Origin of the sequence: Photorhabdus caribbeanensis (genome assembly GCF_018448885.1) — a bacterium.
In the GTDB taxonomy this organism is placed as follows: domain Bacteria; phylum Pseudomonadota; class Gammaproteobacteria; order Enterobacterales; family Enterobacteriaceae; genus Photorhabdus; species Photorhabdus caribbeanensis.
On sequence record NZ_RCWB01000019.1, the window covers coordinates 58,116 to 70,785 of the forward strand.

Sequence of the window (12,670 nt, forward strand, 5' to 3'; positions counted from 1 at the left end):
TTCATCCCCTATATAACCAATACGCGGTGCTTTCAACAAACGCACCACTGCGTGTATAAAGGCGCAAAGCAGCGATGTTGCTGGTTTGTGTCGCAATCCTTAACTGCCGTATTTGGTGGCGTTGACACCACTGCTGCGCCGCCAACATCAATTTTGAGCCAATACCACAACCAATATTTTCTGGGAATACGGCCAACAAACCCATACGAGCCTCTCCAGCCCCAATATCTCGTAAAGTAACAAATCCTGCGGGTTGTCCACTATCTCCGTTTACCAGTAAACATTGATGATCAAATGTCCCCAATACCGCTTTTTCAACCCAAGTCGCGTAAAAACGACCACTATCCTGTGGTTGATACCACGGGGTTCGAAAACGACTTAAAGGAAATACGTTGGAAGCCACCTCTTTCAACATCGGGATATCCCGCCGCTCAGCCGAAAGTAGATTACTTTCAGAATTGTCTTTAGCATTTTCTATGCCAATCATTAAGGAAAAGTCGACTTCCCCTTCCACTAGCGAAAAGCCCAACGCGGATAAGCCATCAATAAGATCCAATCGCTGCGCAGGTACTTTAGCTTGCACTAAAGCATACTGATCTAACTGAGATGAGGTTAGCAGATCGGCATCAGGCGTGAAATCAAGGCGAGCGGTGGACAACCCAAAATAATGGCTATCCCACTCTAATGGTTCAATATTGGCGCGCACGGACATGGAGCAGATCCAGCAGATATTGGCCATAGCCAGTTTTTGACAAGGATTTTACTGTTTCTCTTAACTGTGCATCATCCAGCCAACCATTACGCCAGGCGATCTCTTCAAGACAGGCGATTTTAAAACCTTGACGCTTCTCAACGGTCTGCACAAAAGTACTGGCTTCAATCAAGCTGTCATGAGTGCCAGTATCCAACCAAGCAAAACCACGCCCTAACAACTCAATGTTTAGTTCGCCACGTTCCAAATACATCTGGTTAATACTGGTAATCTCTAGTTCACCTCTGGCAGAAGGCTTAACCTGCTTAGCAAAATCTACTACTTGATTATCGTAGAAATAGAGACCTGTTACCGCCCAGTTGGATTTTGGCTTTTCTGGTTTTTCCTCAATAGAAAGAACGCGGAACGCGTCATCAAATTCCACCACCCCAAATCGCTCAGGATCCATCACTTGATAACCAAAAACAGTCGCCCCTTTTCCACGAGAAACAACATTTCTCAGTTTTGGACTGAACCCTTGTCCAAAGTAAATATTGTCTCCCAATACCAAGCAGCAAGACCCGCCGTTGATGAACTCCTCACCAATCAAAAATGCCTGAGCTAAACCATCCGGTGATGGCTGTTCTTTATAGCTTAAGTGAATACCAAACCTGTCGCCATCACCTAACAGCCGACGGAAAGAAGGTAAATCTTCTGGTGTAGAAATAATCAGAACATCACGTATCCCTGCCAACATGAGTACTGACAAAGGATAGTAAATCATTGGTTTATCATAAATTGGCAGTAATTGTTTGGAAACACCCTGTGTTATCGGATGCAACCGGGTTCCTGATCCACCTGCCAGAATGATCCCTTTCATATTTACTGCCCCCATCGTCATTCAGTTTTTACCTAATCCAAGGCGTTCACCGGCATAAGAGCCGTCTTGAACTTTACGCCACCAGTTTTCATTTTCCAAATACCATTGAACTGTTTTACGAATACCTGATTCAAATGTCTCTTGAGGTCTCCAGCCTAGCTCACGCTCAACTTTAGCTGCATCAATGGCATAACGCATATCATGGCCGGGGCGATCCGCAACATAAGTAATCAAGTCTCGATAATACGCAATGCCTGCGGGTTTCTCAGGACAAAATTCTTCCAGAAGTTCACAAATTGCACAAACCACATCAATATTTTTGCGTTCATTATGACCGCCAATATTGTAGGTTTTGCCCGGTTCAGCTTTTGTCACAACCAAATAGAGCGCTCTGGCATGGTCTTCCACATACAGCCAATCGCGAATTTGTTTCCCTTCACCATATACCGGTAAAGATTTTCCTGCTAATGCATTTAAGATCATCAGTGGGATCAGTTTTTCCGGGAAATGGTAAGGACCATAGTTATTTGAACAATTGGTGATAATGACCGGTAAACCATAAGTCCGATGCCATGCTCTTACCAAATGATCGCTGGATGCTTTAGACGCCGAATATGGGCTACTTGGCGCATAAGGTGTTGTTTCGGTAAAGAAGCCCTCTTCACCATGTAAATCACCATACACTTCATCTGTTGAAATGTGGTGAAAACGGAAAACAGCCTGTTTCTCTTCACTGAGTTTCTGCCAGAAAGCACGCGCAGTTTCCAACAAAGTATAAGTACCCACAATGTTGGTTTCGATAAATGCCGCAGGGCCATCAATAGAGCGATCCACATGGCTTTCTGCCGCCAAATGCATCACACAATCCGGCTGATATTGTTCAAAGACTCGATCCAGCGCTCCACGTTGACAGATATCAACCTGTTCAAACGCATAACGAGGGCTATCAGCAGCCGGGGCAAGAGACGCCAGATTACCGGCATAAGTCAGGCTATCAACCACAACCACGCTGTCTTCTGTATTGTTAATGATATGCCGCACAACCGCGGAGCCAATAAAACCTGCACCACCTGTGATTAGAATACGTCTCAACGCCAGACTCCTTTTGTATCCACAATCCACTTCTGTTTAATTTCATGACTGTTTACAGCTTTAAACTGATGATGATCCACCAGCATCAACAGGATATCTGCTTCTTCCAGCGCCTTTTCCAGATTAACTAATCGAGTTATTTCCTTCAAGGAAGCAGGTAATTCATGAACATGAGGTTCCACCGCCAGCGTTTCACCTGCATGCCATTGCGCAATCATACCGGTGATATGTGCCGCTGGACTCTCACGCAAATCGTCAATATTTGGTTTAAATGCCAAACCAAAACAGGCAATTTTCACTTCGCTTGCGCGTTTTCCACTTTCAGCCAAACAATCCGCAACAGCCGCTTTTACTTGATCCACAACCCACAATGGTTTGTCATCATTAACCATACGTGCTGTATGAATAAGACGTGATTGTTTTGGGTTTTGAGAAACAATGAACCACGGATCAACAGCAATACAATGACCACCCACACCAGGGCCGGGTTGGAGAATATTTACGCGCGGGTGACGATTTGCCAAACTGATCAGTTCCCACACGTTGATACCTTGATCAGCACAAATCAAGGAAAGTTCGTTGGCGAATGCAATGTTTACATCTCGGAAACTGTTTTCTGTCAGCTTACACATTTCTGCCGTTCTTGCATTAGTGACAACACATTCACCTTCAAGGAAAATTTTATACAGCTCGCTAGCTCTGGCCGAAGATTTTGACGTCATACCGCCAACAACGCGGTCATTCTTAATTAATTCAACCATAACTTGTCCTGGCAGCACACGTTCAGGACAGTAAGCGATATCAATATCGGACTCTTCTCCAACCTGTTGTGGAAAAGTTAAATCAGGACGCGCTGCTGCCAGCCATTCTGCCATCTGCTCCGTCGCGCCTACTGGCGAGGTAGATTCCAAAATAACCAGATCACCTTTTTTCAGCACCGGCGCCACCGATTCGGCTGCGGAACGGACGTATGTCATATCCGGCTCATGATCGTCTTTAAAAGGCGTCGGAACAGCTATCAAAAAAGCATCTGCTGGCAACGGAGCAGTCACAGCTTTCAGGTAACTGCCTTCTACGGCAACTTTCACCACTTTGTCTAGATCCGGTTCTACAATATGAATTGCACCACGGTTGATGGTGTCTACTGCATACTGATTAACATCCACGCCAATGACTTTCTTATTGCGGGATGCAAACGCCGCCGCCGTTGGCAAACCAATATAACCAAGACCAATAACAGAAATAGTTTCAAAGCTCACAGTGTCAAAGCTCATAGTGTCACCTGATTTTTTTCAAAGCGTCGAGAATACGTTGACAGGCATCGCCATCCCCGTAAGGATTATGAGCGCGGCTCATTTGCTGATAGGCGGCATCGTCCGTCAACAATCGAGTCACCTCTTCCACGATAGTTTTTGTTTCTGTCCCTACCAGACGTACCGTTCCAGCATCAACCGCCTCTGGCCGCTCAGTAGTGTTACGCATTACTAATACCGGTTTTCCTAAAGAAGGCGCTTCTTCTTGAATGCCACCAGAATCGGTCAGGATCATATAGGCATGGTTCATTAGATAAACAAATGGCAAATAATCCTGGGGTTCAATGAGAATAACATTATCAATATTATGCAAAATGCGCTTTACTGGCTCATTAACATTCGGGTTTAGATGAACCGGATAGACGACTTGCACATCTGGATGAGCGCGGGCTATCTGTGCCAAAGCTTCACAAATTCGCTCAAATCCGCCACCAAAACTTTCACGACGATGCCCCGTCACCAGAATCATTTTTTTATTAGTATCAATAAACGGGTAGTGCTTCGCTAGCTTACTTCGCATAGCCTCATCATTCATTATTCGATCACGTACCCACAGCAACGCATCAATCACTGTATTTCCGGTAACAAAAACCCGACTATCTGCAATGGATTCTTTCAATAAATTATTGTGGGAATTTTCTGTCGGAGCAAAATGATACATTGCCAGATGCCCAGCAATCTTACGGTTTGCCTCTTCCGGCCAAGGAGAATAGAGATCACCCGTTCTTAATCCAGCTTCAATGTGACCAACAGGGATACGTTGATAGAACGCAGCCAAACTGGTTGCCATTGTCGTTGTCGTATCTCCGTGAACCAATACAACATCAGGCTTAAATTCTGCTAAAACGGGCTTCAATCCTGCCAAAATACGACAGGTAATATCTGTTAGATCTTGCCCTGATTTCATAATATTGAGATCAAAATCGGGCGTGATCTCAAAAAGGTGTAACACCTGATCCAACATTTCCCGATGTTGGGCGGTGACACATACTTTCGCTTCGAAGGCTTCATCCCTTGCCAATGCGTGTACTAGCGGAGCCATCTTAATAGCCTCCGGCCGAGTACCAAACACAGTCAACACTTTCACAGTGACTCTCTTATAGTCAGTAACTTGCAGATTTTCCTGCAAACAATACTCTGAATGCTATTTACTCTTGCTACTAGAGTTGCAGAAAATATCCCTCAGAAGTAGTTATTCCTAATAATGATCTGATTCTTTACGCGAGCATCTAACTAATGCCACGCCAGCTCCCACTAAAGCGCCAACTGCCCCCCACATAATCATCAAAAACATTCTGCGAGGGCTGTCTCTGGCAACAGGCTCCTCTGGTGTTCTCAAATAGCGGTAAGCCTGGAATTGATCCTGTGCCGGAAGAACATCCAATGCTGCTAACATTGCAATATTCTGGTCATAGTCCACATCATACTTAGGCCCTGTGGCTTCCAAAGTCTCAAGTTGAGCCTGTAACAACGGCATCCCTAACATAAACATTTTTGAATCGGGCAACTGCTCCACCGGCGTATCCGTTTGATTGCGCCGAATTCCTTGTTTTTCCGCAATTTTCAGGGACTGCTGCAATATATTCATTTCGCGGTTATAAACCGCTTTAGCTACCATTTCCTGTCGCTTAACCAGTGCATCCATAGATTGGGCGCGGGTAATCCATGCGCCTTTTAATTCATCATTTAAATGAGTACTAGCACGACTATTAGCAAAAGCAATGTACTGGCGCAGGAGTTGATTTGCTTGTTCAGAAGACTCCGCAGTCAGTTTAATGCTGTCATTCAGCACTTTTTTATCATCATGAGGAATAAACTGAATATTATTGACTAATTCATCTAATAAGGCCGCATCAGCTCTGGCATCTCCCTCCTGCCGCTGCTTGTAATAATCAGATTTCAACCAGAATTCACGGCGAGTATCATATGCTGCAACCTGAGTGATGAACTCCTTATAGGCTTCTTCTGGAATAGATGGTAACTGAGTTTCCGGTGAAATGTTAATGTGCGTATCCAGATTGCGCAAAAACTGCTGCTGAGAGTAATAACTTCCCAATTGATTAATCGTAGGCAAATCCGTGATTGCTGTGGCACTCCATTTTTGTTGCATCAGATAAGATGCCCCTAACGCCGTGGTTGCGAAAATGATTGCCAGTACAACAATCCATATCTTTCCACGCCATAACGCACTGCACAAGGCTCTGATATCCAGCTCATGCTCCAAAGCTTGTTCATTCTGAATAGATTTCGTTTCTGATTTTACCACTGCACAGAACCTCTGCTGATAATAGATGTTTAATGGTTAGCTGAACGGCGCATACGACGCTTTTGCCGTTTAATGAAACGGGCCACCTTCCAAACACGCTTGAGGCAATAGCCATACAACACAAATGCAAGCAAGAACAGTGCCAACATTACCCACTCAGGCACAAATTCCAGCCATTCTCCGGTAATACCGATAGCGGCTAATAAAGCGGCAGCAACAGTGATTAAAATAAAAGCCTGACGTGATGAGAACCCAGACCGCATAATTAGGTGGTGAATATGTTGCCTGTCAGGAGAAAATGGACTCATCCCTTTCCGTAACCGGCGGTACATAATAGCAACCATATCCATTAATGGAATGGCAACAACCCACAACGCAGTAACTGGATTAACCGGATGTTCATTCCCCTGAGTAGATTCAATAAGCAGCCAGAGAATGGTAAAACCAATCAGCGTACTGCCCGCATCTCCCATAAACACTTTGAAGCGTTGGCTTAATAAACCAAGATTAAGAACAATATAAGGGAGAATGGCAGCAATAAATGCAAAACACCATAATGCTAGTGCTGTATTACCACTTTGATACAGCAAGATCCCCAAAGCACCGAAGGAGACACAGGATAATCCGCCTAATAATCCATCTATCCCATCAACCATATTGAATGCATTGATGGCAGCCCAGACAGCAAATAGCGTCACAACATAACTAAACGGCCCAAGTGTCATGTCCCAGGGGCCAAAAGCATAACCAAGACTGTCTAATTTCAGGCCAGCGAAATACATCATCGCAATACCAACTAGAGCTTGGATGGTTGCCCGAACCTTAACGCTGATATCAAAACGATCATCCAATGCGCCGATAAATACCAGTAAAGTGGCACAAATTAAATACAGCCATTTATGAGGTATAAACTCGTTTGTTATAACAAAAGTAAAACAGATCCCAGCAAATACCGAAATCCCACCAACCAGAGGTACTAATCCTTGATGATGTTTACGATAATTAGGTCTATCAACGAGGCCGATCTTCTTTCCTACGATACGCGCCATAAATAAAAACGCAAACGAAAACAAGAAAATGCAAAAAACTTCGATACTCATACTGGGAATATTCACGATAAAAATTCTCCGTGAAAAACAAATATAGCCTGGTTATTTATTATCCACAGATACATGGTTTTTCTGGCCAGGAACCAACTTCATAAATTCTTCGCTCCGTGAGGGTATTCTTCTTTATTTATTCACTGTAGAAAAATTAATAACCTTTACATCATATGTATAACACTATTGGGAAACAATATTATGCAAAATACATGCCACATATAGTGTTTAACAGTACGGTAGATACAAAAAACGCCACGAAACTGTGGCGCTGATTAAAATGATCATGAACTGAGTTAAAACTATGAACGTTTCATCATGTCAAAGAAATCGTCGTTCGTTTTGCTCATAGCCAGTTTGTTGATAAGGAATTCCATCGCATCAATTTCTCCCATCGGATGAATAATTTTGCGCAGAATCCACATCTTCTGTAGCTCTTCAGAGGTAGTGAGTAACTCTTCTTTGCGTGTACCAGAACGGTTGTAATCGATAGCTGGGAAAACGCGTTTTTCAGCAATTTTACGGGAGAGATGCAGCTCCATGTTACCAGTGCCTTTAAACTCCTCGTAAATTACTTCATCCATCTTGGAACCTGTATCCACCAACGCAGTCGCAATAATGGTCAGGCTTCCGCCCTCTTCCACATTACGCGCAGCACCGAAGAAACGTTTCGGACGATGTAACGCGTTAGCATCCACACCACCAGTCAATACCTTACCGGATGCAGGAACAACAGTGTTATAAGCACGTGCTAAGCGAGTAATAGAGTCAAGCAGAATAATCACATCTTTTTTGTGTTCAACCAGACGTTTTGCTTTCTCAATAACCATCTCTGCCACCTGAACGTGACGAGAAGCAGGCTCATCAAAAGTAGAAGCAATAACCTCACCTTTTACCAGACGTTGCATTTCAGTAACTTCTTCCGGACGTTCATCAATCAGAAGTACCATCAATACACAATCTGGATGATTGTGAGCAATGTTAGCAGCAATATTTTGCAGCAACATCGTCTTACCCGCTTTTGGCGGCGCGACGATCAGACCACGTTGTCCACGGCCAATCGGCGCTGCCAGATCCAGAACACGAGCAGTCAGATCTTCTGTGGAACCATTACCACGCTCCATACGCAGGCGGCTATTAGCATGTAGCGGGGTCAAGTTTTCAAAAAGAATTTTACTGCGGGCATTTTCTGGTTTGTCAAAATTAACTTCGTTAACCTTCAACAGAGCAAAATAGCGTTCACCCTCTTTAGGTGGACGAATTTTACCTGAAATTGTGTCACCGGTACGGAGGTTAAAACGACGGATTTGGCTAGGAGAAACGTAGATATCATCGGGGCCGGCAAGGTAGGAGCTGTCTGCTGAACGGAGGAATCCAAATCCATCCTGCAATATCTCCAGCACGCCATCACCGAAGATATCTTCTCCGCTTTTCGCATGCTGCTTAAGGATAGAGAAGATAATGTCTTGTTTACGCATACGGGCCAGATTTTCCAGCCCCATATTTTCGCCGAGTGTAATCAGTTCAGATACCGGCGTATTCTTTAATTCGGTAAGATTCATAATGGTGGGTTCTTAAACTCGGGGTATATCTCGAACTATGAACGTGAATAGTATGGCAGCGTCATCGATCGGTGCCTGTTTATTTTGTACAAAAAACAAATCAGACCTTCAATACATTATTCATATAAAAAGGCAATAATTTGAAGTACTAAGATTGAGCTCAAATAAGACTGACAGGCTGTCAAAAACGCTGTTGAGATAATGCTGAAACATTACTGATTTCGATAAAAACTATCTCAACGTAACGAGCTATACGCCAGATTATTCCCGTATAACCCATTGGATATTTTAGACTATCCAGAGATAACAGACTTATCAGACACTACAGATTATTCAGTATGCAACATACTTCTAACATGATGTATGTGATACAAGCAGTGGCGCTAACTTATCACGCTTCTTTACGGACGTCTAGCGGTCAATGAAATAAATAATAATATACGCTAAACGCCCGGTATTAATGTGAGCTTACTTCAATCAGAGATTAGTATCCAAAAATTCTTTCAATTGAGTCTTTGACAGTGCTCCCACTTTAGTAGCAGCAACTTGACCATCTTTAAACAGCAACAGTGTAGGAATACCACGGATACCATACTTAGGAGCAGTTGCCGGGTTGTCATCAATGTTCAATTTAGCAATAGTCAGTTTGCCTGAATATTCCGAGGCAATTTCATCTAAAATAGGTGCAATCATTTTACATGGTCCACACCAGGCAGCCCAAAAATCGACAAGAACTGGACCTGTTGCGTTAAGAACGTCAGTATCAAAGCTAGCATCACTCAAATGAATAATTTTTTCGCTCATTTTTTACTCCAAAGAATAATTTTTTACCATGCTAGTGTAACATTACTGATATAAGGTTGCCTTTATTTCAGTGGATACACTTTCGTAAGACAATGGTTAACTGATATTCTACCACACTATGAGTAAAACACACTTGACAGAAAAGAAGTTTTCCGACTTCGCCTTGCACCCCAAGGTTATAGAAGCTCTTGATAATAAGGGCTTTTCTAATTGTACACCGATACAAGCACTGACATTGCCTTTCACTGTTGAAGGCCGTGATGTCGCGGGGCAAGCGCAAACCGGTACGGGGAAGACGCTAGCATTTTTAGCGTCTGCTTTTCATTATTTACTGACTCATCCCGCAGCGGAGGAGCGTCAAACCAATCAGCCAAGGGCGCTGATTATGGCTCCTACCCGCGAACTTGCTGTACAGATTTACTCGGATGCAGAAAATCTGGCACAGGCAACAGGTTTAAAGATGGGTCTTGCCTACGGCGGCGATGGTTACGACAAGCAGCTAAAAGTACTGGAATCTGGTGTTGACATTATTATCGGCACTACCGGACGTCTGATCGACTATACCAAACAGGGGCACATTAATCTGAGTGCGGTTCAAGTTGTGGTTCTTGATGAAGCTGATCGCATGTACGATCTCGGCTTTATCAAAGATATCCGCTGGCTATTCCGCCGGATGCCACCAGCAAACGAACGTATGAACCTACTGTTTTCTGCCACACTCTCTTACCGAGTTCGAGAATTGGCATTTGAACAAATGAATCATGCAGAGTACGTCGAGGTAGAACCGCTACAGAAGACGGGACACCGTATCCGCGAAGAGCTGTTTTATCCTTCTAACGAAGAAAAAATGCGCCTGCTGCAAACGTTATTGGAAGAAGAGTGGCCTGATCGCTGCATCATTTTCGCCAATACAAAACATCGTTGTGAAGACATCTGGGCGCATCTGGCTGCTGACGGACATCGAGTTGGGTTGCTAACCGGTGATGTAGCACAAAAAAAACGGTTACGCATCCTGGAAGAATTCAGCAACGGCAATATTGATATTCTGGTTGCAACTGATGTCGCAGCCCGTGGATTGCACATTCCTTCAGTCACTCATGTTTTTAATTATGACTTACCCGATGACTGCGAGGATTATGTCCACCGCATTGGCCGTACCGGTCGTGCCGGTGAAAGCGGCCACTCGATCAGCCTGGCCTGTGAAGAATACGCGTTAAACCTGCCAGCGATTGAAAATTATATTCAGCACGCTATCCCAGTCAGCAAATATAACAGTCAAGCCTTGCTGCAAGACTTACCGGTTCCTAAACGCCGCTACCGTTCGCGTTCAGGAAACCATCAGCGCCGTAACAATTTGTCGCATCGTAATAATACACCACGTAATAACCGTAAACGTTCAGGCTGAATAATGATGCTGAGTTCTTCTTCGCTCTATGCGGCTATCGACCTGGGTTCAAACAGTTTTCATATGCTGGTTGTGCGCGAAGTATCCGGCAGTATGCAGATACTGGCTCGAATCAAACGTAAAGTCAGGCTGGCCGCCGGATTAGATAAAAATAACCGCTTATCTCAACAAGCAATGGAGAGAGGCTGGCAATGTCTCAGAGTTTTTTCTGAACGCTTACAGGATATACCACCATCACAAATCCGCGTTGTTGCTACGGCGACTTTACGCATCGCTGAAAATTCAGACGATTTTGTGAAGAAAGCATCAGAAATCCTTGATTGTCCGGTTAAAGTAATCAGTGGCGAAGATGAAGCTCGGCTTATTTATCAAGGCGTTGCCCATACAACTGGCGGCCCTGAAAAACGTCTGGTTGTCGATATTGGCGGTGCAAGTACAGAGTTAGTTACGGGGAATGGGGCAAAAGCTACTCAGTTATCCAGCTTAAGCATGGGCTGTGTTACCTGGCTTGAAGGCTACTTTAATGACCGTAGCCTGACGGCAGAAAATTTCGCCAAAGCCGAAGCTGCCGCACATGAAACGTTGAAACCCATTGCGCCAAAGCTTACCGAACAAGGTTGGCAGATTTGTGTGGGTGCTTCCGGCACCGTTCAGGCTCTGCAAGAAATCATGATTGCTCAGGGTATGGATGAGCTGATCACTTTGCCAAAACTTCAGGAGCTCAAACATAAAGCGATTGAATGCGGTAAGCTGGAAGAACTGGAAATAGAAGGATTGACGCTGGAACGGGCTTTGGTTTTCCCAAGTGGTCTGGCTATCCTGATAGCGATTTTCCAAGCATTAAATATTGAAAGTATGATCCTTGCGGGCGGCGCTTTACGGGAAGGTCTTGTTTACGGCATGCTGAATTTACCAATAGAGCCAGATATTCGTACCAGAACGCTACGTAATATACAGCGTCGTTTTCAGTTAGACGTTGAACATTCTCAACGGGTCAAACAATTGGCTGAACACTTCCTGCCACAAATTGCTAAACCTTGGGAACTTGATAGTCGATGTTATGAATTATTACAAAGTGCCTGTCTGATACATGAAATTGGCCTGAGTATTGATTTCCACCAAGCTCCATCACATGCAGCTTATCTTATCAATTATCTCACTCTCCCCGGCTATACACCCGCACAGAAAAAGCTCTTAGCCACATTACTAAAGAACCAAAGTGGCCCCATTGATTTGTTTTCCTTTAATCAACAAAACGCCTTACCTCTGACACAAGCTCAACGTTTATGTCGTCTGTTGCGGTTAGCTATCATCTTCGCCAACCGTCGTCGAGATAACCCCCTCCCTACTCTACGTCTAAAAGTGAATAGTGAAGCGTTAACAATAACGTTACCTCATGGCTGGCTAATGCAACACCCTCTGAGGGCAGAGTCTTTACAGCAGGAAATTCAGTGGCAAAGCCATGTTCAATGGTCACTTGTTTTAGACGAGCAGGATACTCAAACCTGAATAACATCGTTTTCCCTGTATCTCTGTGTGATACAGGGGGTCTTCAAT

The 12,670-nt window shown here is 44.2% G+C and carries 11 protein-coding genes; 2 read left to right on the forward strand and 9 right to left on the reverse strand.

The window, feature by feature from the left end:
* Position 1 precedes the first annotated feature (1 nt).
* The 9 genes from rffC to trxA all read right to left on the reverse strand — a co-directional run bounded on the left by rffC (position 2) and on the right by trxA (position 9,708).
* Positions 2-712: a dTDP-4-amino-4,6-dideoxy-D-galactose acyltransferase gene (rffC, locus tag EAE90_RS13660; RefSeq protein ID WP_214053953.1), complete on the reverse strand. Its 711-nt coding sequence runs from the start codon at positions 710-712 to the stop codon at positions 2-4.
* Positions 690-1,571 (reverse strand): glucose-1-phosphate thymidylyltransferase RfbA, encoded by an 882-nt coding sequence (gene rfbA, locus EAE90_RS13665; protein ID WP_214053954.1) that lies wholly within the window; start codon positions 1,569-1,571, stop codon positions 690-692. Before rfbA ends, rffC begins: the two co-directional genes overlap by 23 nt.
* A gap of 21 nt (positions 1,572-1,592) precedes the next feature.
* Entirely contained in the window at positions 1,593-2,663 is a 1,071-nt protein-coding gene (gene rffG / locus EAE90_RS13670) for a dTDP-glucose 4,6-dehydratase (protein ID WP_214053955.1), read from the reverse strand.
* The gene (gene wecC / locus EAE90_RS13675; protein WP_214053982.1) at positions 2,660-3,922 is read right to left on the reverse strand and encodes a UDP-N-acetyl-D-mannosamine dehydrogenase; all 1,263 of its coding nucleotides are present in this window, start codon (positions 3,920-3,922) and stop codon (positions 2,660-2,662) included. The genes rffG and wecC overlap by 4 nt, the downstream gene beginning before the upstream one ends.
* Positions 3,923-3,941: 19 nt before the next feature.
* Complete coding sequence (gene wecB, locus EAE90_RS13680; protein WP_214053956.1) at positions 3,942-5,063, reverse strand: non-hydrolyzing UDP-N-acetylglucosamine 2-epimerase; 1,122 nt, start codon at positions 5,061-5,063, stop codon at positions 3,942-3,944.
* 111 nt (positions 5,064-5,174) lie between these two features.
* Positions 5,175-6,242 (reverse strand): ECA polysaccharide chain length modulation protein, encoded by a 1,068-nt coding sequence (gene wzzE, locus EAE90_RS13685; RefSeq protein ID WP_214053957.1) that lies wholly within the window; start codon positions 6,240-6,242, stop codon positions 5,175-5,177.
* Positions 6,243-6,271: 29 nt separating this feature from the next.
* Complete coding sequence (gene wecA, locus EAE90_RS13690) at positions 6,272-7,357, reverse strand: UDP-N-acetylglucosamine--undecaprenyl-phosphate N-acetylglucosaminephosphotransferase (protein ID WP_214053958.1); 1,086 nt, start codon at positions 7,355-7,357, stop codon at positions 6,272-6,274.
* Positions 7,358-7,644: 287 nt separating this feature from the next.
* Positions 7,645-8,904 carry a transcription termination factor Rho gene (gene rho / locus EAE90_RS13695; protein WP_011148733.1) on the reverse strand — a complete coding sequence of 420 codons (1,260 nt, stop codon included), beginning with the start codon at positions 8,902-8,904 and terminating at the stop codon, positions 7,645-7,647.
* Between the two features lie 477 nt (positions 8,905-9,381).
* Positions 9,382-9,708, reverse strand: a complete 327-nt coding sequence (trxA, locus tag EAE90_RS13700; RefSeq protein WP_214053959.1) for a thioredoxin TrxA — start codon at positions 9,706-9,708, stop codon at positions 9,382-9,384.
* Positions 9,709-9,826: 118 nt separating this feature from the next.
* On the opposite strand from trxA, the gene rhlB reads away from it, so the two are divergent.
* Entirely contained in the window at positions 9,827-11,113 is a 1,287-nt protein-coding gene (rhlB, locus tag EAE90_RS13705; RefSeq protein ID WP_214053960.1) for an ATP-dependent RNA helicase RhlB, read from the forward strand.
* Positions 11,114-11,119: 6 nt separating this feature from the next.
* Positions 11,120-12,622, forward strand: coding sequence for a guanosine-5'-triphosphate,3'-diphosphate diphosphatase (gene gppA / locus EAE90_RS13710; protein ID WP_214053983.1), 1,503 nt, complete (start codon positions 11,120-11,122; stop codon positions 12,620-12,622).
* Positions 12,623-12,670: the final 48 nt, after the last annotated feature.